The 21,320-nt window shown below is 60.0% G+C and carries 17 protein-coding genes and 1 pseudogene; 17 read left to right on the forward strand and 1 reads right to left on the reverse strand.

The features are described from left to right. From dnaA to AC0J42_RS00085, 17 genes and pseudogenes are all read left to right on the forward strand, one after another. Entirely contained in the window at positions 1-1,515 is a 1,515-nt protein-coding gene (gene dnaA, locus AC0J42_RS00005) for a chromosomal replication initiator protein DnaA (protein WP_473004958.1), read from the forward strand. Positions 1,516-1,555: 40 nt separating this feature from the next. Next, positions 1,556-2,659: a DNA polymerase III subunit beta gene (gene dnaN, locus AC0J42_RS00010; RefSeq protein ID WP_027980937.1), complete on the forward strand. Its 1,104-nt coding sequence runs from the start codon at positions 1,556-1,558 to the stop codon at positions 2,657-2,659. An 18-nt stretch (positions 2,660-2,677) separates the two neighbouring features. After that, a complete protein-coding gene (gene recF, locus AC0J42_RS00015) occupies positions 2,678-3,781 on the forward strand; it encodes a DNA replication/repair protein RecF (protein WP_416421661.1) in 1,104 nt (367 codons plus the stop codon). 4 nt (positions 3,782-3,785) lie between these two features. Then, positions 3,786-6,203 (forward strand): DNA topoisomerase (ATP-hydrolyzing) subunit B, encoded by a 2,418-nt coding sequence (gyrB, locus tag AC0J42_RS00020; RefSeq protein WP_416421662.1) that lies wholly within the window; start codon positions 3,786-3,788, stop codon positions 6,201-6,203. Between the two features lie 200 nt (positions 6,204-6,403). After that, positions 6,404-7,566: pseudogene (locus AC0J42_RS00025) on the forward strand (IS3 family transposase). A 383-nt stretch (positions 7,567-7,949) separates the two neighbouring features. Next, positions 7,950-8,684, forward strand: a complete 735-nt coding sequence (locus AC0J42_RS00030) for an AraC family transcriptional regulator (protein WP_473004959.1) — start codon at positions 7,950-7,952, stop codon at positions 8,682-8,684. A gap of 210 nt (positions 8,685-8,894) precedes the next feature. After that, positions 8,895-9,950, forward strand: coding sequence for an SDR family oxidoreductase (locus AC0J42_RS00035; protein ID WP_473004960.1), 1,056 nt, complete (start codon positions 8,895-8,897; stop codon positions 9,948-9,950). Next, a complete protein-coding gene (locus AC0J42_RS00040) occupies positions 9,947-11,194 on the forward strand; it encodes an aspartate aminotransferase family protein (protein WP_473004961.1) in 1,248 nt (415 codons plus the stop codon). Before AC0J42_RS00035 ends, AC0J42_RS00040 begins: the two co-directional genes overlap by 4 nt. After that, a complete protein-coding gene (locus AC0J42_RS00045) occupies positions 11,191-11,643 on the forward strand; it encodes a type II toxin-antitoxin system RatA family toxin (RefSeq protein ID WP_473004962.1) in 453 nt (150 codons plus the stop codon). The genes AC0J42_RS00040 and AC0J42_RS00045 overlap by 4 nt, the downstream gene beginning before the upstream one ends. Further along, entirely contained in the window at positions 11,640-12,764 is a 1,125-nt protein-coding gene (locus AC0J42_RS00050) for an acyl-CoA dehydrogenase (RefSeq protein WP_473004963.1), read from the forward strand. Before AC0J42_RS00045 ends, AC0J42_RS00050 begins: the two co-directional genes overlap by 4 nt. A 13-nt stretch (positions 12,765-12,777) precedes the next feature. Continuing rightward, complete coding sequence (locus AC0J42_RS00055) at positions 12,778-13,599, forward strand: SDR family NAD(P)-dependent oxidoreductase (protein ID WP_473004964.1); 822 nt, start codon at positions 12,778-12,780, stop codon at positions 13,597-13,599. Continuing rightward, the gene (locus tag AC0J42_RS00060) at positions 13,596-14,588 is read left to right on the forward strand and encodes a fatty acid desaturase family protein (RefSeq protein ID WP_473004965.1); all 993 of its coding nucleotides are present in this window, start codon (positions 13,596-13,598) and stop codon (positions 14,586-14,588) included. Before AC0J42_RS00055 ends, AC0J42_RS00060 begins: the two co-directional genes overlap by 4 nt. Then, a complete protein-coding gene (locus tag AC0J42_RS00065) occupies positions 14,578-15,366 on the forward strand; it encodes a DUF3050 domain-containing protein (protein ID WP_473004966.1) in 789 nt (262 codons plus the stop codon). The genes AC0J42_RS00060 and AC0J42_RS00065 overlap by 11 nt, the downstream gene beginning before the upstream one ends. 50 nt (positions 15,367-15,416) lie before the next feature. Continuing rightward, positions 15,417-16,478: an HlyD family secretion protein gene (locus AC0J42_RS00070; protein ID WP_473004967.1), complete on the forward strand. Its 1,062-nt coding sequence runs from the start codon at positions 15,417-15,419 to the stop codon at positions 16,476-16,478. Then, positions 16,475-18,022: a DHA2 family efflux MFS transporter permease subunit gene (locus AC0J42_RS00075; protein ID WP_473004968.1), complete on the forward strand. Its 1,548-nt coding sequence runs from the start codon at positions 16,475-16,477 to the stop codon at positions 18,020-18,022. The genes AC0J42_RS00070 and AC0J42_RS00075 overlap by 4 nt, the downstream gene beginning before the upstream one ends. Then, on the forward strand, positions 18,019-19,377 hold the full coding sequence (locus AC0J42_RS00080; protein ID WP_473004969.1) for a TolC family protein: 1,359 nt from the start codon (positions 18,019-18,021) through the stop codon (positions 19,375-19,377). Before AC0J42_RS00075 ends, AC0J42_RS00080 begins: the two co-directional genes overlap by 4 nt. Positions 19,378-19,997: 620 nt before the next feature. Next, positions 19,998-20,339, forward strand: coding sequence for a hypothetical protein (locus AC0J42_RS00085; RefSeq protein ID WP_473004970.1), 342 nt, complete (start codon positions 19,998-20,000; stop codon positions 20,337-20,339). 30 nt (positions 20,340-20,369) lie between these two features. Here AC0J42_RS00085 and AC0J42_RS00090 read toward each other — a convergent pair whose 3' ends face one another. Continuing rightward, positions 20,370-21,290 carry a LysR substrate-binding domain-containing protein gene (locus tag AC0J42_RS00090; protein ID WP_473004971.1) on the reverse strand — a complete coding sequence of 307 codons (921 nt, stop codon included), beginning with the start codon at positions 21,288-21,290 and terminating at the stop codon, positions 20,370-20,372. Positions 21,291-21,320: the final 30 nt, after the last annotated feature.

A 21,320-nucleotide genomic window follows, 5' to 3' on the forward strand; every position in this document is an offset into this window, starting at 1 on the left:
GTGTCAGTGGAACTTTGGCAGCAGTGCGTGGAGCTTCTGCGCGATGAACTGCCTGCCCAGCAATTCAACACCTGGATCCGTCCGCTACAGGTCGAAGCCGAAGGCGACGAGTTGCGTGTGTATGCGCCCAATCGCTTTGTGCTGGACTGGGTCAATGAAAAGTACCTGGGACGCCTGCTTGAACTCCTGGGCGAGCACGGCAGCGGAATCGCGCCGGCGCTCTCCTTATTAATAGGCAGCCGTCGCAGCTCGGCGCCTCGTGCCGCCCCCAACGCACCGTTGGCCGCCGCCGTGGCCGCCTCGCAGGCGGCGCAGCAGCAACCCGCGCCCGTCGCCGCTCCGGTTCAGGAACCTGCAGTTGCGCCCGCCGCCATGGCCAGCGTCAGCGAAGAGCCTTCGCGTGACAGCTTCGACTCGATGGCCGGCGCCGCTTCGCAGCAGGCACCCGTGCGCGCGGAACAGCGCAACGTCCAGGTAGAAGGTGCGCTCAAGCACACCAGCTACCTGAACCGCACGTTCACGTTCGAGAACTTCGTCGAAGGTAAATCCAACCAGCTGGCCCGCGCGGCCGCCTGGCAGGTTGCCGACAACCCCAAGCATGGCTACAACCCGCTCTTCCTTTATGGGGGCGTAGGTTTGGGTAAGACTCACTTGATGCACGCCGTGGGTAACCACCTGCTCAAGAAGAACCCCAATGCCAAGGTCGTGTACCTGCACTCCGAGCGTTTCGTCGCCGACATGGTCAAGGCCCTGCAGCTGAACGCGATCAACGAGTTCAAGCGCTTCTACCGTTCGGTGGACGCGCTGCTCATCGACGACATTCAGTTCTTTGCCCGCAAGGAGCGTTCCCAGGAAGAGTTCTTCCACACCTTCAACGCCCTTCTTGAAGGCGGCCAGCAGGTGATCCTCACCAGCGACCGCTACCCGAAGGAAATCGAAGGCCTGGAAGAGCGTCTCAAGTCCCGCTTCGGCTGGGGCCTGACGGTGGCCGTCGAGCCGCCGGAACTGGAAACCCGTGTCGCCATTCTTATGAAGAAGGCAGACCAGGCCAAAGTCGAACTGCCGCACGACGCGGCGTTCTTCATTGCCCAGCGTATTCGTTCCAACGTGCGTGAGCTGGAAGGTGCGCTCAAGCGCGTCATCGCCCACTCGCACTTCATGGGGCGTGACATCACCATCGAGCTGATTCGCGAATCGCTCAAGGACTTGCTGGCGCTGCAGGACAAGTTGGTGAGTGTGGATAACATCCAGCGCACCGTGGCTGAGTACTACAAGATCAAGATTTCCGATCTGCTGTCCAAGCGCCGCTCGCGTTCGGTGGCCCGCCCGCGTCAGGTAGCCATGGCCCTGTCCAAGGAACTGACCAACCACAGCCTGCCGGAAATCGGCGATGTGTTTGGCGGCCGCGACCACACCACCGTGTTGCACGCCTGCCGCAAGATCAACGAACTCAAGGAATCCGACGCGGATATCCGCGAGGACTACAAGAACCTGCTGCGGACGCTGACTACTTGATGAACGTCAGCGCAGCTTATTAAAGGCAAGGGACTAGACCATGCATTTCACCATTCAACGCGAAGCCCTGTTGAAACCCCTGCAACTGGTCGCGGGCGTCGTCGAGCGCCGCCAGACCTTGCCGGTATTGTCCAACGTACTGCTGGTGGTCGAAGGCCAGCAGCTGTCGCTCACCGGTACCGACCTTGAAGTCGAACTGGTTGGCCGCGTGCAACTGGAAGAGCCTGCCGAGCAGGGCGAAATCACCGTGCCTGCGCGCAAGCTGATGGACATCTGCAAGAGCTTGCCCAACGACGCGCTCATCGACATCAAGGTCGACGAGCAGAAGCTGGTGGTCAAGGCCGGTCGCAGCCGTTTCACCCTGTCGACCCTGCCGGCCAACGACTTCCCGACTGTTGAAGAAGGTCCGGGCTCGCTGACCTGCAGCCTGGAACAAAGCCGCCTGCGCCGCCTGATCGAGCGCACCAGCTTCGCCATGGCCCAGCAGGACGTGCGCTACTACCTCAACGGCATGCTGCTGGAAGTGTCCAATGGCCTGATGCGCGCCGTGGCCACCGACGGCCACCGCCTGGCCATGTGCTCGATGAAAGCCGACATCACCCATGACGGCCGCCACCAGGTCATCGTGCCGCGCAAGGGTATCCTTGAGCTGGCGCGCCTGCTGACCGAGCCGGATGGCACCGTCAGCATCGTCCTGGGCCAGCACCACATCCGTGCTACCACCGGCGAGTTCACCTTCACCTCCAAGCTGGTCGATGGCAAGTTCCCCGACTACGAGCGCGTGCTGCCAAAAGGCGGTGACAAGCTGGTGCTGGGCGACCGTCAGGCCCTGCGTGAAGCGTTCAGCCGTACCGCGATCCTGTCCAACGAGAAGTACCGTGGCATCCGTCTGCAACTGGCCGCCGGCCAGCTGAAGATCCAGGCCAACAACCCTGAGCAGGAAGAAGCGGAAGAAGAAGTGGGCGTGGACTACAACGGTGGTTCGCTGGAAATCGGCTTCAACGTCAGCTACCTGCTGGACGTGCTGGGCGTGATGACCACTGAGCAAGTGCGTCTGATCCTGTCCGACTCCAACAGCAGTGCGCTGGTACAGGAATCGGACAACGATGACTCCGCGTACGTCGTCATGCCGATGCGCCTGTAACTTGCCCAGCAGACTCTAATGTCCCTCAGTCGTGTCTCTGTCACCGCGGTGCGCAACCTGCACCCGGTGACCTTCTCCCCCTCCCCCCGCATCAACATCCTGTACGGCACCAATGGTAGTGGCAAGACCAGCGTGCTGGAGGCCATCCACCTGTTGGGGCTGGCGCGTTCGTTCCGCAGCACCCGGCTGTTGCCCGTCATCCAGTACGAGCAAGGCGCTTGCACGGTGTTCGGCCAGGTCGAATTGAACGAAGGCGGCCACGCCGCGCTGGGTGTCTCGCGGGAGCGGGCAGGCGATTTCACTATCCGGATCGACGGGCAGAACGCCCGTAGTGCGGCGCAGTTGGCGGAAATACTGCCGTTGCAGCTGATCAACCCGGACAGTTTTCGCCTGTTGGAAGGGGCTCCAAAAATACGCCGACAGTTCCTGGACTGGGGTGTGTTCCACGTGGAACCGCGCTTCATGGCCACCTGGCAAAGACTTCAGAAGGCCCTGAAGCAAAGAAACTCATGGCTGCGGCATGGTACACTGGACGCTGCTTCGCAAGCTGCATGGGACCGGGAGTTATGCCTGGCCAGTGCTGAAATTGATGAATACCGCCGGGCCTATATCAAGGCATTGAAGCCGGTGTTTGAGCAGACCCTCAGTGAGCTCGTCGAGCTGGAAGGTTTGACCCTCAGTTACTACCGCGGCTGGGACAAGGAGCGGGACCTCTCCGAGGTGCTCGGTACTTCCCTGCTTCGTGACCAACAGATGGGCCACACCCAGGCTGGACCGCAACGCGCTGATTTGCGCTTGCGACTGGGCGCCCACAACGCTGCGGATATCCTTTCCCGTGGCCAGCAGAAGCTGGTGGTGTGCGCGTTGCGTATTGCCCAGGGGCATCTCGTCAGCCAGGCACGCCGCGGTCAATGTATTTATCTTGTGGACGACTTGCCGTCAGAACTCGACGAGCAACACCGCCGCGCGCTTTGCCGCTTGCTTGAAGAATTACGCTGCCAGGTGTTCATCACCTGTGTAGACCACGAATTATTGAGGGAAGGCTGGCAGACGGAAACGCCAGTCGCTTTGTTCCACGTGGAACAGGGCCGTATCACCCAGACCCACGACCATCGGGAGTGAAGGCATGAGCGAAAATCAAACGTACGATTCCTCCAGCATTAAAGTGCTGAAAGGGCTGGATGCCGTACGCAAACGTCCCGGTATGTACATTGGCGACACCGATGATGGTAGCGGTCTGCACCACATGGTGTTCGAGGTCGTCGACAACTCCATCGACGAAGCCTTGGCCGGCCACTGCGACGACATCACCGTCATTATCCATCCTGACGAATCCATCACCGTCCGTGACAACGGTCGCGGCATCCCGGTTGATGTGCACAAAGAAGAAGGCGTATCGGCAGCCGAGGTCATCATGACCGTGCTGCACGCCGGCGGTAAGTTCGACGACAACTCGTACAAGGTTTCCGGCGGCCTGCACGGTGTAGGTGTGTCCGTGGTGAACGCCCTGTCCGAGACGCTGGTGCTGACCGTGCGCCGTAGCGGCAAGATCTGGGAACAGACTTACGTGCATGGCGTGCCACAGGCACCGATGAAGATCGTGGGCGACAGCGAAACCACCGGTACCCAGATCCACTTCAAGCCTTCGGCTGAAACCTTCAAGAACATCCACTTCAGCTGGGACATCCTGGCCAAGCGTATTCGCGAACTGTCGTTCCTGAACTCGGGCGTGGGCATCTACCTGAAGGACGAACGTTCGGGCAAGGACGAGACCTTCAAGTACGAAGGCGGCCTGCGTGCGTTCGTTGAATACCTGAACACCAACAAGACCCCAGTCAACCAGGTGTTCCACTTCAACGTACAGCGCGAAGACGGCGTGGGCGTGGAAATCGCCCTGCAGTGGAACGACAGCTTCAACGAGAACCTGTTGTGCTTCACCAACAACATTCCCCAGCGCGACGGCGGCACCCACCTGGTGGGCTTCCGTTCGGCGCTGACGCGTAACCTGAACAACTACATCGAACAGGAAGGCCTGGCCAAGAAGAACAAGGTAGCCACCACCGGCGACGACGCCCGTGAAGGTTTGACCGCGATCATCTCGGTGAAGGTGCCTGATCCGAAGTTCAGCTCGCAGACCAAGGACAAGCTGGTTTCTTCCGAAGTGAAGACCGCGGTCGAGCAGGAAATGGGCAAGTACTTCTCCGACTTCCTGCTGGAAAACCCCAACGAGGCCAAGGCCGTCGTCGGCAAGATGATCGACGCTGCCCGTGCCCGTGAAGCTGCGCGCAAGGCCCGCGAGATGACCCGCCGCAAAGGCGCGCTGGACATCGCCGGCCTGCCAGGCAAGCTGGCTGACTGCCAGGAGAAGGACCCTGCCCTCTCCGAACTGTACCTGGTGGAGGGTGACTCCGCAGGTGGCTCGGCCAAGCAAGGTCGCAACCGTCGTACCCAGGCGATCCTGCCGCTGAAGGGCAAGATCCTCAACGTCGAGAAAGCTCGCTTCGACAAGATGATCTCGTCCCAGGAAGTGGGCACGCTGATCACCGCGCTGGGCTGCGGCATCGGCCGCGAAGAGTACAACATCGACAAGCTGCGTTATCACAACATCATCATCATGACCGATGCTGACGTCGACGGTTCGCACATCCGTACGCTGCTGTTGACGTTCTTCTTCCGCCAGCTGCCCGAGCTGATCGAGCGTGGCTACATCTACATCGCCCAGCCGCCGCTGTACAAGGTCAAGAAGGGCAAGCAGGAGCAGTACATCAAGGACGACGAGGCCATGGAAGAGTACATGACCCAGTCGGCCCTGGAAGACGCCAGCCTGCACCTGAACGACTCGGCACCGGGTATCTCGGGCGCGGCACTGGAGCGCCTGGTCAACGATTTCCGCATGGTGATGAAGACCCTCAAGCGCCTGTCGCGCCTGTACCCGCAAGAGCTCACCGAGCACTTCGTGTACCTGCCGGCGGTGTCGCTGGAAGACCTGTCGGACCACGCCGGCATGCAAGCCTGGCTGGCCAAGTTCGACGCGCGCCTGCGCACCAGCGAGAAGTCGGGCCTGGTCTACAAGGCCAGCCTGCGCGAAGACCGTGAACGCAACGTGTGGCTGCCGGAAGTGGAAATCACCTCCCACGGCCTGGCGAGCTACATCACCTTCAACCGCGACTTCTTCGGCAGCAACGACTACCGCACCGTCACCGCACTGGGCGCGCAACTGGCGACCCTGCTGGACGAAGGTGCCTACGTGCAGCGTGGCGAACGCAAGAAGCCGGTGGTGGAGTTCAAGGAAGCCCTCGAGTGGCTGATGACCGAGAGCACCAAGCGCCACACCATCCAGCGCTACAAAGGTCTGGGTGAGATGAACCCGGACCAGCTGTGGGAAACCACCATGGACCCAACCGTGCGCCGCATGCTCAAGGTGACCATCGAAGACGCGATCGCTGCCGATCAGATCTTCAACACCCTGATGGGCGATGCGGTCGAGCCGCGTCGCGAGTTCATCGAGAACAACGCCTTGGCGGTCTCGAACCTGGACTTCTGATCCTGGTGTAGGATCCCAGAAAAGTTAGCTGTTATCCCAATATGTTGATATCAGCTCCCAAAGGCCAACCCATAGGGTTGGCCTTTTTTATGGTCGGTTACTACTGATCGTGCACTCCCCCTCTTCGGGCGACAGATGTAGTGGTCTAATGAAACCGGACACCCATTTAGGCGAGAATGCTCGCCACAGAGAGGTGTCTGATGACCAAGCAACGTCGTACCTTTACCCCTGAGTTCAAGCGCGAGGCTGCGTGCCTGGTGCTCGATCAAGGCTACAGCCATACCGAGGCAGCCCGTTCGCTTGGGCTGGTTGAGTCGGCCTTGCGTCGTTGGGTGAACCAGCTCCAGCAAGAACGTGGCGGTGTCACCCCGACCAGCAAGGCGTTAACACCTGAGCAGCAAAAAATCCAAGAATTGGAAGCCCGAATCAATCGTCTGGAACGGGAAAAATCGATCCTAAAAAAGGCTACCGCGCTCTTGATGGCCGAGGAACACGAGCGCTCGCGTTAGTCGATCGGCTTCGCTCCGAGGAGCCGGTTGATCTATTGTGCTCGGTATTTGAAGTCACCCGATCTTGCTACTACGCATACCTTCGAAAACGCCGATCCCCTGATGCCGAACGGGTGATTTTGCGCAGCCGCGTCAACGAACTGTTTACCCAAAGCCGAAGCGCTGCGGGCAGTCGAAGCATTATGCTGATGATGAAAGAGGACGGCATGCAAATCGGGTGATTCAAGGTACGTAAGTTGATGCGCGAGATGAACCTGATCAGCAAACAACCGGGCTCCCATGCCTACAAAAAGGCCACCGTGGAGCGACCCGATATCCCGAACGTACTTGATCGAGAGTTCAGCGTGGCATCCCCCAACAAGGTCTGGTGCGGTGACATCACGTACGTTTGGGCCGAAGGTCGATGGCACTATCTGGCAGCGGTGATCGATCTTTATGCCCGCCGGGTCGTAGGCTGGGCGTTCTCAGTCAAGCCTGACGCTGAGCTGGTGATCAAGGCATTGGATATGGCCTATGAGCAGCGTGGCCGGGCTCAGAATGTGCTATTTCACAGCGATCAGGGCAGCCAATACGGCAGCCGGAGTTTCCGCCAAAGACTATGGAGATACCGCTTCACGCAGAGCATGAGTCGGCGCGGCAACTGCCACGACAACGCGCCGATGGAGCGGCTATTTCGCAGCCTGAAAACTGAATGGATACCGATGGTGGGCTACATGAGCGCCGCGTTGGCTAAACAAGATATCAGTCGTTTCCTTATGGAGCGGTACAACTGGCGGCGACCACATCAGTTCAACGACGGCTTGGCGCCTGCCGTTGCCGAGGAAAAACTTAACGCAGTGTCCGGGATCAGTTGACCACTACAAACCCGCAGAGGTACGGCAATGAAGCAGCCGACCGCAGCGCGAACCTACCGGAGCGGCCGCTTCGACAGATCCAACGGGATGCAAAAGGTTGAAGCACTGAAGGATGAGCTTTGCTCATCCTTCAGTGCGAAATTTGAATCTCATGGCTCCGGTTGTCATTTCGCCTCTTGCATGGGGCGACGCAACGACCGCCCCATGTAAGAGGGTAGCGGCTGAATCCATGATTTTTGGCACAGCCGTAGGAGTTGGGCACCTAAGGCGCGGTTATACCGGGGGCCGGGCTGCCACCATCACGAAAATTGGATCAAATAGCCATTACCTGCGAGAGATTCGGTTACCATCGCGACTGGCAAAACGCTCACGGAGGAGTACAGATGCAGGGCCCCACGATTGCTTTTGGCGAGGAATGGTCGGGATACGTTGGCCATAGCGACCAAAGCGCTGCCCACAATCACGTCGCAATACAGATATGCATCGGCTTGAAATCAAACGTCATCGTGCAGGTAGGGCAGCAACTGCTCAATGCACCTGTGGTGATCATCGCCCCGTTTGTCGAGCATTGCGCCATCGTTACGGATGATCGGGTCGCTTATCTCTATGTTTACCCCGATGCTCCCCTAGGGCGCGCCCTCACCCGGTTGCTGGGTGAAGCCGATTTTGTCCTGCCGCAGACGGCCTTGATTTACGCCCTCGCCGCACAGCCTAGCCTGGAGGCCGCCGTCAGCACGCTGGTGGCACAACTGGTGGCGGAAGACCCTATCGATGACAGGCTGGCGAAAGCGCTCAAGGCGCTGCGCAATGACTGGAGTGGTCAGGGGGCCGTATCCCGGGCTGCAGCCGCCGCGGGTCTATCTAGCCCAAGGTTGCGGGTGCTGGCGCGCAGCCAGATAGGTGTGCCGCTGTCCCAGTGGATTGTATGGCGCAAGCTCGAGCGCGCCTGCCGGTCGCTGGCCGAGGGCGCTGACCTGACCCAAGCCGCCATGGATGGTATGTTTGCTGACCAGGCACATTTTAGCCGCATGATGCAGCGCATGATCGGCATATCACCGGCTCGTGCCGCGTGCGCCATGCGTGATGCAAGCGAAACGTTCAAGACGGCTACTTTCTGACCCCTCATGCTTGACCCATCCCGAGCACGTTTGATGCCGTGCTGGGTGTGGTCACCTTCGTCGGCAGCGGTGCGCTGAAAAGGCAAGTCCGGTCCAGGCCTCGCTGCCGTCTTTTTTTTCACTTCCAAATAGCCGGTTGCATTAGGCGGCACCCCTGTGCCTGGCCGATTGCCACCGCAGGGGTTCATGCACGTGGCGGGAAAAGAACGGATGACGGTCCTCCTGACAGGAGGCGCAGGGGTATTGGGTAGCGCGCTTGTCGAACAGTTGCTGCCTGACTACAGGTTGATTTGCCTGTCCCGCAAGACCCCTATTCATGTCGACGGAGTGGAACAAATCCACGCGGATATCAGCTTGCCACGTCTGGGCCTTGCACAAACAAACTTCGATAACCTGTGCGCGCAGACCGACTGGATAATCCACAGCGCAGCCATCACGCGCCTGACTGGCAAGCCGCAGGAAATCTTTACCGTCAACAGCCTTGGCACGCAAAACGTGCTGGACGCTGCCCAGCAAGCGCGCGCTCCGCTTTATCACATCAGCACTGCCTTTACCCACCCCTGCGATTACTATCCAGGTGTCGGCGAAATGACACCCTATGAGATGGCTAAGCGCCAAGCCGAGCAACGCGTGAGGGACGCCGGGGTCCCCGCCTCGATTTTCCGCCCCTCTATCCTCATCGGCAATGCCGGCGATGGCCATATGCCGCAAGCACAGGGGCTGCATGCCACTATGGCCCTGGTCATGGGCGGGTACCTACCGATCCTACCTTGCCCCACTGCCGGTTACGTCGACGTGCTGGCCCGCGATGTGGCCGCCAGTGCCATCAAATCGGCACTGGATCAGCGCCGCATTGATGAAGAGCACTTCCTGTCCAGTGGAGCGCAAGCATTTTCCATTGGTACTTTGCTGACGCTGATTGGCCAGACCATGGACCACTGCGGTCGCCCTTACCAGAGCCCCCGCTGCATCGAGCCGGAGGTCTACGAACGCCTGATCAAGCCGGTCTTTCTGCCCTCGCTGCAAGGCCCCTTGAAAATAGCCCTGACTCGGGCAATCCACATGTGCCGTTACGTCAGCCTGCGCTCGCCACTACCCAGCACCCTGGACCAGCTGCTACCCGCTGCACAACTGGCCGCACGCAGCCCAACCAAAGAAATGCTCAGTACCTTGGCCGCCCTGACCCCGGGCCTGGATGATCTTGCACGTCACTACGGCGCAGGCGCGCGACGACGTCAGGCACCCACATCCATGGAGTCGGCATGAATAGCTTGCCGCCTGACGTGCTTGAACTGTACCGCCGCCATGTCAATGCCGGCTATGCCCGTCTTGCTTCAATGATGAACCTGCCCATCGAGGCCAGCAGCCACGGCAACCTGATAAAAGATAGCCATGGCCAGGCTTACCTGGATGCCGGTGGCTACGGAGTGTTCCTGCTGGGCCACGGCCACCCCCAGGTAGTTGCCGCAGTGAGTGCGCAACTGCATCGCCATGCCATGGCCAGCAAGTTGCTGATCAACGCCGACCAAGCCCACGCCGCCGCTTTGTTAAGTTCGGTATGCCCCCCGGGCCTGGACTATGTGTTCTTCTGCAACTCTGGTGCCGAAGCCACCGAGGCCGCCCTCAAGCTGGCGCGCATGAACGGCTGCGCCAGGTTTATTTCGACCCATGGCGGGTACCATGGCAAAACCTTGGGAGCGTTGTCTGTGACCGGGCGCGAGACCTATCGTGAGCCTTTCCAGGCCGCATTGGGCGCCTGTGCATTTGTTCCTTTTGGCGACCTGCCCGCCATAGCGCAAGAGCTGCGCGCTGCGACGGTGCGTTGTTGTGTCATTGTCGAACCGGTTCAGGCCGAAGCCGGCGTGATCCTACCGCCGCCGGGCTACCTGCAGGGGCTGCGTGAGATATGCGATGAAACAGGCGCACTGCTGATTTTCGATGAAATCCAATCGGGGATGGGCCGTACCGGAAACTGGTGGGCCTCCTACACCGAAGGGGTCACGTCAGACATCCTACTGGTCGGCAAAAGCCTGTCCGGTGGCTGCGTGCCGGTGAGTGCCATGGTGGCCACCGCTTCGGTTCAGGCCCCCCTCGACCGCAACCCCTTGATGCATACCTCTACATTCGCCGCCAACCCCCTGGCCATGGCCGCCGTGCAGGCCACGCTGCGGGTGATGCTCGACGAGCAAGTGGTGGAGCTCGCTCGGGATCTGGGGAAACGACTGCGTGACCTCTTCCATGATCTGCTGGAAACCCCAGGCGCCAAAGACATCGTGCAGATGCGCTGTGCTGGCTTGTTAATCGGCTTCGAGTTCAAAAATGCGTCTATGGCTGCGCAGATGGTTATGTTCCTTCTGGAGCGTCACATCATCGTCTGCCACTCGCTAAACGATCATCGAGTCATTCGCCTCACGCCCTCGGCCTTCTACAGCCAGAGCGATGTCGAGTGGCTGCTATCCGGCTTTACCTACGCACTTACTCAACTACTTAAAGAACAGACACCTTCATGAAAACCGTCAATCTGCGGGTTCGTCTTCCAATGACGACCATCAGCAGTGCCTACGCGCAGCTGTGCGACTTCAACCGATACCAGACACTGTGCCAATCGGTACGCAAAATCACCGTCGACCGGCTGGATGACGTTACAACGCTGACCAACTGGGAGGTCGACTTTCAGAACGGCATCCTCAAATGGAAAGAGCGCGATACCTTCGACCCCGTGAATCACCGCATCCACTTTGAACAAACTGAAGGCGACATCGAGCATTTCTCTGGCGCCTGGCATGTGCACCAGCAGGCGCAGGACAGCGTGATCGAGTTCACCTCCTGCTTTGACCTGGGCATGCCGATGTTGTCTGACATGCTGGATCCAGTAGCGGAAAAAGCGATTCACGACAACATCCACTCCATACTCAGCGGCCTCTTTCCACTGGGCGTGTTCGAGGACGCGCACTCATGAGCCTTGTGCTATTGAAACGGGCGCGTTCGACCCTTGAACGGTTCGCGCCCGGCTTTGATGCGCTACTGGGCGAAATGCCGTTTGCCCAACGCGAAGATGCAGCCAGCCCAGTGGTGCAATGGTTCAAGCAGCATGGTCCGGTAGCGCTGCTGATCCCCTCTGCGTGTGGTGGGCAGGGCGCCAGTTTATTCGATGCCGTACAGGTGCAGATTGCGCTGGGTGCACGCTCACCTTCACTGGCCGTGGCCACCACCATGCACCAGTTTTCGGTGGCGAGCCTGGTAGCCATCAGCCGCCAGGGAGGCCCAGAAGGACTCCTGCTTACTGCCATTGCACAGCAGCGCCTGATGCTGGCATCCGGGTTTGCCGAAGGCGGTGGAGCACATATCCTCGACGCAAGCATGAGCGCCCGTGCAACCCCGGAGGGGGTGTACCTCACTGGTAGCAAAAAGCCCTGCAGCCTGGGAGCGTCCATGGACCTGCTGACTGCCAGTTACAGCCGCATGACACCTGCGGGCGAGGAATTGATGATTGCCATGATTCCAGCGAAAACCCCCGGGGTGAGCAGCACGCCTTTCTGGGCGAACCATTGCCTCGCGGCGGCGCAAAGCGTCGAAGTTCGCTTAGACGAGGTGTTCGTCAACCAGCGCATGCTTTTCAGCGCTGGCCTGCGAGAGCAACTGGGAAGGGTTCAGATCATTGGCTTCATCAGTTTCGAGCTGTTGATCAGTGCCGCGTACCTAGGCACCTGCCTGGGGTTGATCGAAGAACCTGTGCTGACAAGCCGAGGCAATACCGACCAACGTATCGAACTTGCTAGCCGAATGCAGTTGTGCCTCAGCGCACTGGAAGGGCTGGCGCTGGAAGCCGACGACGACATCGCTGACCCGGACGACCTGCTCGCCCGTCTCCTGCTCGTGCGCTACGGAATTGAACAATGCCTGGAGGCCAACGCCACGCTGGCGCAACGGTTATATGGCGGCAGGGGCTTTATTTGCAGCCCCAGCGTTTCGATGTGGAGTGACAGCTGTCGCGGGCTGTGCTTTCACCCGCCCGCCCGCTCCAGCGTGGGCTCGGCCATGGATCGCTATCTGCACCACAGTATTTTCAATCTTGCATAACGGAGTGGATCATATGCACGGTAAGGTCATTGTGATAACAGGGTTTGCTCGCGGGCTGGGCCTGGCGACAACACGCAAGCTCAAGGCTGAAGGCGCGACTGTAATTGGCATCGACTGCCTCAACGGGCCTGTAGACCTGCAACTCGACGGCAGTTATTGCTTCGATCTCACTGATGGCGACGCGCTGGAAAAAGCGGTCGAGTCGATCCAATCGCTGTTCGGGGATGTTGACATCCTGATCAACAACGCCGGGCTGTTAACCCTAGAGCATGGTGAAAGCGGCGTGACCGCTAATGCTCGCAGGGCCCTCGAAGTCAACCTATTCGCCGCCTGGGAGCTTACCTCAGCACTGCTGCCAGGCTTGTTGCGCCGCAATGGCAAGCTCATCAATGTTTCGTCACTGTTCGCCATGGTCAACGCACCCTATGTCGCCGCCTATGCGGCGAGCAAGCGCGGGCTAAGCGCTTGGTCTGATGTGATGCGCATGCAATACGGCGATGCACTGGACGTGGTCACGGTGTACCCAGGCTTCATCGATACCGCTATCCACCAGCCTGCGGAACTGGCAGGTCTGTCTGTCAAGCGTCTGGTGTCCTTCAAATGGGGCGATAAAGTTGTGCTCAGCCTGGAGGAGCCTCTTGAGTCGGCCAGCAAGGGGCTGGTGAGAGCCTGCCACAAACGTGGCTTGCGTAATCGGGGGCTGACCTTGATGGGCACACTGACCTTTTTCTGCGCCCGGGCCATGCCCAGCCTTATAGACGCTTTTATTTCCCTGCGCCTGCGCCAGCTGACCCGCTCCGGACAACTCTCGCTCAAGCCGGAATTGATTGATTGAACAGCACCATGATCCGCCCTGCGCTGGACCGGCGACTGTTCCAGCCCGAAAGCCGCCAATCGGCTTTGGCCGTCGCCTACGTCGTCACGTTGTACGCCGGTGGTTTGGCCGGGGCGGCATACCTGCTAACACAGGCATCGGTTGTGGCCCTACTCGCCTGCGTGCCCGCTGCACTGGCTGCCTTTGGCCTGTTTCTGCACGGTGTTTTGGGGCATGAAGGGTTTCATTTCAACCTCGCTCGCGACCGCCTGGCCAGCTGTACGCTCGGCGTGCTGGTCAGTTCGGTATTGAGCGGCTTCTGCGTGACCGGCTACGCAGTGGATCACTGGAGCCACCACCGGCTGAATAACGCAAGCAACGATCCGGACCTGCGCCTATTTTCCAGGTATCGCGGTCTTTTTGGCCGTCTAGTGTTGTCGCGCCTGGCCGCCACCGCCCGCTATGCCTGCCTGACCGCAAGGCTGGCTGCCGGCGATCACACGCTGGCCGCAGCGGTACCAATCAAACCGGCGAGCTTGATTACCCTCGCGCGCCTCAATCTGATGACCCAGACAGGGTGGATAATTCTGCACCTGATCGCGGCCCAACGGTTTCCGGGGCTGCTGATCGCCTGGCCGCTCTGCTTGATGATGGTGGTCTTGATCTCCGGCCTGAACAGCTACCAGGAACATGCCTTCACCCAGGAGCAGCCCAACGTGCCGGCGCGTAGCCGCAGCTCGGTCATTTGCAGTCTGTTGTACATGGGCTCCAACTTTCACCTGGAGCATCACCTGTACCCAGGCATCGCGTGCTGGCGGCTCCCCGGCGTGCACCGGCAATTGCAGGCAGCCGGTTGGTATTCGGACAAATCCCACTGGGTAGAAACTGGCTTTTTTCACTCATTCCGCTTTGCCCAGCGCCGGTACGCATACGCCCCCAAACGCATTGGCGACACTCCTCCCGTGCCCTCCACCCACGACAACATCCAAGGAAATGATCATGTCACTTGATATTGATTTCTACATCCAGCCCGAAAAAGATCGCCTGCTGACCCACCCATTGTTCAGCCACATCAAAACGGTGGAGGACGTGCGCTTGCTAATGGAAAGCCATGTATTCGCAGTCTGGGATTTCATGACCCTGCTCAAGCGTATCCAGCGCGACCTGACGTGCACCGCTCTGCCATGGGTACCCCCGCGCCACACCTTGGCAGCACGACTGATCAACGAGATCGTGGTAGGTGAGGAAACGGATGAGCACCCAGACGGTGGTGCGATCTCGCATTTCGAGCTTTACCTGCATGCCATGCAGGATATTGGAGCCGATACCGGTCCTATTGATCGTTTCATCGCTGCACTGCAACAAGGGGTTGAAGTACACCAGGCCCTGGAAGCCGATGATATCCCCGGCCCCGCTCGAGTGTTTGTCTCGCAGACCCTGGACATCGCCCTGCACGGTACCACCGAGCAGGCATTGGCATACTTTTTCTTCGGCCGCGAAGACATCATCCCCGACATGTTCACCGGCCTGCTGGAGGGTTGGGGGGTGGATCAAAGCAGCGTGCCGCGCCTGACCTATTACCTCAAACGCCACATCGAACTGGACGGTGACGATCATGGGCCGGCAGCCAAGCGCATCATCGCTCAGATGGTCACCGACCCTGCCAGCCAAGCCGCGATGATCGGCAGTGCCAAGGCGGCCTTGAACGGGCGGATAGACCTCTGGCAAGGGGTTTACAAACAGCTGCGCCAACGTAAACAGCAGACCGAGCCTACTCAGCCGGCCTGACGTTCACCACCCCCTACGCCCAGCCGGGCGCTGCTATGAGATGTAATCCCATGAACAAGAAATACCTCAAGGCTGCAGTGGGTGTGCTGATCGTCGCTGGGCTTGGCATTGGTGGCTGGATGCGTTGGCAGGATGGCCGCGACTTTGTCAGCACCGACAATGCACAAGTTAGTGGCACCATCATTCCGATTAGGGCGCGCATGGCCGGTATCCTCGTAGAGGTACCCATCACCGACAACCAGCACATCAGGCAGGGGCAAGTGCTCTATCAGCTGCGTGATGACGAGTATCGCCTGCAACTCCAGCAAGCGCAGGCCGCATATCAGCAATTGCTGATCGCCGCAGGCCAGGGCGACACGCCTGGCGTATTCGATAGCCAGTTGCGCGACGCCCGATTGCGCGCCGATGCCGCTCAGGCGTCTACGGCGCAGTTGCAGGCCAGTCTGCGCCAGGCCCGCGTCGATTACGAGCGCGCCAGCCGCCTGCAAGCCAACGATGTGGTGACCATCCAGGCGCTGGAACAGGCCAAGGCACGCCTGGATGTGGCTACCCATCAACTCGAAGCAGCGCGCCAGCAAGCCGCCGCCGCCGCCCAGGGACCAAAACTGCAGGCCGCACAGTTGAAAATCGAGCAACAGCGCATCACCGCCGCTGAAGCCACCCTGACTCTGGGACAATTGAAGCTCACCGACACTCGGCAGACCGCGCCCGCCAATGGAATCGTTGCCGATCGCCATGCAGAACCGGGGCAGTTCGTGGTGGCGGGACAAAAACTCTTGAGCCTGGTGCTGACCGATCATCTGTGGGTAGACGCCAACCTCAAGGAGACCGGCCTTGAGCACGTCAAGATCGGCCAGTCAGCCCAAGTAAAAGTCGATGCGTTCCCCGACCACCTCTTCAAAGGCGTCGTGCAAAGCCTGGTGCCTGCAACGGGTGCCAGCTTTTCCTTGCTACCTCAGGAAAACGCTACCGCCAGTTTCACCAAGGTGGTGCAGCGAATACAGGTGCGCATTGAACTGGTCGACGTGCCTGCGGCCTTCCGTGATAGGTTGCTGCAGGGCATGAGCGCCGATGTGCGAATCGATGTACGTCCGGCAGCCGAACGCTCATGAAATCGCCATATATGGTGACACTCGCGGTCACCCTGATATCGATGATGGAACTCCTCGACGTCACCATCGTCAACGTCGCGATTCCCAGTCTGATGGGCAGCCTCGGCGCGTCCGTGGACGAGATTTCTTGGGTATCCACTGCCTATATTGTCGCGAACGTTGTGATTCTACCGGCCAGCGGCTGGTTATCGGCCTGGTTCGGCAGGCGCCGCTACTTCTTGGTGTCCTCAACCGTGTTCGTCGTCGCTTCACTGGGCTGCGCAGCCTCGACTGAACTGTGGCACATGGTGTTTTGGCGAGTCCTACAGGGCATAGCCGGGGGCGGGTTGTTGGGCATCTCGCAAGCAACGATCTATGACGTGTTCCCCAGGGAAAAGGTCAGCACCGGCCTCTCGCTGTACGGGGTCGGCGTGATGATGGGGCCTACTCTCGGCCCTTCGATAGGCGGCTGGCTGATCGACCATTTTTCCTGGCACTGGGTGTTCCTGATCAACCTACCACTAGGGGGGCTGGCCATTACTCTGGCGTGGCTGTATGTGTACGACTCGCCTAACGAACAGCGGCCCTCCAGCATCGATGTAGCGGGTTTCGGGCTCCTGGCCATGGGCGTGGGCGGCGTACAGATATTTCTCGAGCGCGGTGAGCACTGGGGCTGGCTGGGCTCCGACATCGCCTTGGCGTTCCTGTTGGCCGGCGTGACAGGGCTGGTTGCCTTTGTGCTGTGGGAGCGGCGCATCACCAACCCGATTGTCAATCTGGCCCTGTTCACCCACCGCGCTTTTTTACTGGGCTCGGTGTGTGCATTTTGCGTGGGTTTCGGTCTGTACAGCACTTTGTTCATGGTGCCGCTGTATTTGCAGACGCTCTTGCACCAGAGCGCTTGGCAGAGCGGCCTGGTCATTTTCCCAGGGGCGGTGGCCAGCGCTGTCAGCACTTTGCTCATTGGTAAGTTATCGCAGGAAAACCGCATTGATGAACGGTTATTCGTCAGCCTCGGCATTTTGGTCTACGGCTACGCGATGTACCTGCATACCCAGTTCACCCTCCAGAGCAGCCCCGATGCACTGTACTGGCCCTTGGTGATCCGCGGGTTCGGCCTGGGTATGATTTTCGTGCCTCTGACTAATTTGGCCATGCGCCAATTGCCGGCCGAACTGGTTTCGGTGGCCAGCGGCGTGCTGAACCTGATGCGCCAGTTAGGGGGCAGCGTGGGCATCGCGCTGGCGGCCACCGGCCTCACCCGCTTTGCCTGGAGCAGCTACCTCCAGATTTCCGAGCATGTTACCGACGCCCACCTGTCGAACAGCCCGTGGGGTGCTCTGCAGCTTGAGCCTCGGTTGCTGGATGGCAGCGCTGCGCCAGATCAGACACTGGCGCTGATGATCCTCCAGCATACCCGCGACCAAGCCCAGATGCTGGGCTTCAGCGCGCTGTTCGGATGGCTCGGGGCGGTCATGATCATCGGTATCCCGATGGTGCTGATGATGCGTCGTACTGCGCCCATCCCTCCGGCTCTCACCCTTGAACAGGAAGTTACCCGGTGAACGTTAAATCTTCGCTCCACTGCGCGGCCGCACTGGCCCTGTTGGCGTGCTGCGTGTCCCAGGCGTCGGCCGCCAGCCTTTATGATTACTTCACCCAGGCGCAGGCCAGCAACGCCGGTTTTGCTGCCGCCCAGGCACAGGCCCGGGCGAGCGATGAGGCTGAGCCGCAGAGTCGTGCACGATTGCTGCCCAACCTTTCCATCGTAGCCGGCACCGGGTGGGTCGACCACCGCGATGAAGGCCCTGTACAACATGATCGCAACAACGCCAACGCCTACGCGGTGGTCCTCACCCAGCCCCTGCTGCGCTGGCAGGATGTGATTTCCCATGATCAAGGCACCCTGGCGGGCAGCGCCGGGCAACTGCAAGTACAGGCCGCTCGCCAGGCGCTGATCCTCCAGGTAGCGCAGGTGTACTTCGACGTTACTCTGGCCCAGCAGGACTTGCAGGCGGCCCACCGTCATCGCCTGCTGGTCGCGTCACAGCATCAACACCTTGAAAATGCCAACCATCAGGGCAGCGCTACCCGCCGAGAGGTCGATGCGCTGCAGTCCCAAGCCGACCTGGCCGAAGCCCGAGAGCTGGACGCCAAGGATGCACTTACCCTTGCCCAGGAGGCCTTCCGCCAGGTCACCGGGCAGGCACCCGAGACGCTATCGGTACCTGCCGATCGCAGCGTGCTGCAGGCCCCCGTACCGGCCGATATCGACAGCTGGGCGAACAGTGCCCGCGATGCTAGCCTCGCCGTGCAGGCGGCCCAGATCAAGTTGCAGATCGCCGAGAAGGGTGTTGACAGGCAAGAGGCCGAACACCTGCCCACCTTAGACCTGATTGCCGCGTATGGTCGCTTCGACGCGGGCGGCGGTGAATTGATGGGTGCATCACTGTCGTCGCGCGATTATGACCAAGCCGCTGTCGGCCTGAAAATGTCATTGCCGCTGTATGCCGGGGGCGGCACCAGCAGCCGCGTGCGCCAGGCCATCGCTCAACGCGAAAGTCAAGGCTACGAACTGCTTGACCAGCGGCGGGAGGCAGAGATGGCTGCGCGCCGGGCTTATGTGCAAGTGGTCGGTGGTATCAACCGTTTCAAGGCCCTGAGCAACGCTGCGCGTTCGGCGGCCGCGACCTGCGCCGCGACCCGTACCGCCTTCGAGGATGGCGCTGCGGTAAGTAATGACGTGCTGCTGGCCCAGGACCGGCTGGATGACATTGCCATGCGCCTGGCCCAGTCACGGCATGATGTTGCTTTGGGGCAGTTGCGCCTGCTGGCAGCCACCGCGCAACTTAGCCCCGATGACCTCAAGCGGTTCAGCGATGCGGCGGCGCCTGCGGAAGGTAATACACCTTGTCGATAGGGTCGTCGGCAGCCTTTTGACGGGCGCAGTTTTTTTACTCCGTACCGCTAACGCCAACGCCAGTTTTACATCAGGAGTTTTCGAGCAGGCGTTTTACAGATCGAAACTGAGCGTGGCTCGGAGATTTGCATCCTCTTCAGCGCATTTGAGGGCGATCCGGCGCATGGATGAGTCTGGCTCATACTTGGAGAGGCCGCCGTTGATCGGCTCCAGAAACCAAGTCCCACATGAGGGCGGGCTTGGTGACATTCACGGTGCTTAAAGGGCAATCAAATACAGCCTGGCGAACGCCGGGGTGGGGAGCGATTCCCTGCTAGATCGGCTAGTCTCACTTTCTGTGGGAGGAACGTTGGATTTGTTCAACTTCTTAGGGAAAAGTGGATCTCCTCATTCCCACAAAAGCCGCACTCTTGCCCCGTATCATCGGGCCGTTAAGTCCAGCTTTTCTGGGATCCTACATCTGGTACTCAAGCACATCAAATGTCACAAAAGGGCGACCTGATATCGCCCCCAAAGACGAGCCCCGGCCATTATGCCGGGGCTTTTTATTTTAGAATCATTGGTTCCTACCTGGGCTGTTTTGCCCACTCCGCGCAATTGATGAATCAGGGGTAAAAGCAATGGACGATCAGCATCAGTCATTCGAGCAGCACAGGCAGCTGGACGATAACGGCGCTGAGTATTGGTCCGCGAGAAGCTTGTCCAAGCTGCTCGATTACTCCGAGTTTCGACATTTTCAGGCGGTGTTGGCGCGTGCGATGGATGCGTGTGCTGGCAGCGGCTATGAAGTCGATGACCATTTCGAGGACTCGCTCGTATTGGTCTCGATTGGCTCTGGGGCGAGCAGGAAAGTACGCGAGACCATCGCCGAGCTCGGAGGCACCATGCCTGAAGATTTGCCCACGCCTGCAAAGAGCATCAAGCAGATCGAGGCGCGGAAGAGACAAAAAGCCATCGACTGAGCCGCATTACCGACAACTGTGGATAGTCTTTTAATCCAGCATCTGTATATTTCTGGTTTCGATCATGGGCACGTTCGCCAACAAATAATCCCGCACCCGCTCCAGCAGGTAATGCTCCGGATTACGCTGCGACCAGATCAGGTAATAGCTGTCCCCCGTCTTCACCGCAGTGGGGATGGGCAGCACCAGCGAGCCATCTTTCAACTGTGGCCCCACCAGCGCCAGGTCGCCGATCGATACCCCGTGCCCGCCCGCCGCCGCGGTCATGCCCAGTTCCAGGGTGTCGAAGCGCTTGCCTTCGTTCCAGTCCACCGCGTCGCCCTGCCCCTGCCGTTCCAGCCAGCGGCGCCAGTCGCGGCAGTCGCGCGAGGGGTGGATGAGTTCGGCCATGCCCAGGTGCTCGATGTTCCAGGGGCCCTTGCGGTACACCGACGGCGCACACACCGGCACCAGCCACTCATCGAACAGCTTGATGAAGTTCCAGTCCTTGGGGAAGTCGCCGTTGCTCAGCAGCACGGCGCAGTCGAACGGCTCGTTGCGGAAGTCCACGGTGTCGAGGTCCATCCAGGCGCTGGTGAGCTGCACCCGGTCGGCCACGTTGTCGGCCTGGAAGCTTTCCAGCGTGCTCATCAGCCAGCGCATGGTGAGGGTGGAGGGGGCCTTTACCCGCAAGGTGCCCTTGGGGCGGCGGGCTGTGGCGCAGGCGTTCTCGATGGCGTTGAAGCTGCGCTCCAGCTCGTGGGCCAGCAGCCGGCCGGTGTCGGTCAGCGCCAGCTTGGGGCCCTTACGTTCGAACAGCGGGGCGCCCAGGTGGTCCTCGAGAGTTTTCACGTGGCGGCTCACCGCACTCTGGGTAATGCACAGGTTTTGTGCCGCAACGGTGAACGATCCATAGCGCGCCGCGACTTCAAAGGCTCGCAGGGCATACAGCGGGGGTAGCCGCGAAGTCATGACACTTTCCTTAACCATGATTTTTGCTCA

It is taken from the genome of Pseudomonas sp. Tav-5-1A (genome assembly GCF_055755055.1).

Coding starts and splice junctions, on each gene's coding strand:
- dnaN (WP_027980937.1), top strand. CDS start 1,556: ATGCATTTCACCATTCAACGCGAAGCCCTGTTGAAACCCCTGCAACTG.
- recF (WP_416421661.1), top strand. CDS start 2,678: ATGTCCCTCAGTCGTGTCTCTGTCACCGCGGTGCGCAACCTGCACCCG.
- gyrB (WP_416421662.1), top strand. CDS start 3,786: ATGAGCGAAAATCAAACGTACGATTCCTCCAGCATTAAAGTGCTGAAA.
- AC0J42_RS00030 (WP_473004959.1), top strand. CDS start 7,950: ATGCAGGGCCCCACGATTGCTTTTGGCGAGGAATGGTCGGGATACGTT.
- AC0J42_RS00035 (WP_473004960.1), top strand. CDS start 8,895: ATGACGGTCCTCCTGACAGGAGGCGCAGGGGTATTGGGTAGCGCGCTT.
- AC0J42_RS00040 (WP_473004961.1), top strand. CDS start 9,947: ATGAATAGCTTGCCGCCTGACGTGCTTGAACTGTACCGCCGCCATGTC.
- AC0J42_RS00045 (WP_473004962.1), top strand. CDS start 11,191: ATGAAAACCGTCAATCTGCGGGTTCGTCTTCCAATGACGACCATCAGC.
- AC0J42_RS00050 (WP_473004963.1), top strand. CDS start 11,640: ATGAGCCTTGTGCTATTGAAACGGGCGCGTTCGACCCTTGAACGGTTC.
- AC0J42_RS00055 (WP_473004964.1), top strand. CDS start 12,778: ATGCACGGTAAGGTCATTGTGATAACAGGGTTTGCTCGCGGGCTGGGC.
- AC0J42_RS00065 (WP_473004966.1), top strand. CDS start 14,578: ATGTCACTTGATATTGATTTCTACATCCAGCCCGAAAAAGATCGCCTG.
- AC0J42_RS00070 (WP_473004967.1), top strand. CDS start 15,417: ATGAACAAGAAATACCTCAAGGCTGCAGTGGGTGTGCTGATCGTCGCT.
- AC0J42_RS00075 (WP_473004968.1), top strand. CDS start 16,475: ATGAAATCGCCATATATGGTGACACTCGCGGTCACCCTGATATCGATG.
- AC0J42_RS00085 (WP_473004970.1), top strand. CDS start 19,998: ATGGACGATCAGCATCAGTCATTCGAGCAGCACAGGCAGCTGGACGAT.
- AC0J42_RS00090 (WP_473004971.1), bottom strand. CDS start 21,290: ATGACTTCGCGGCTACCCCCGCTGTATGCCCTGCGAGCCTTTGAAGTC.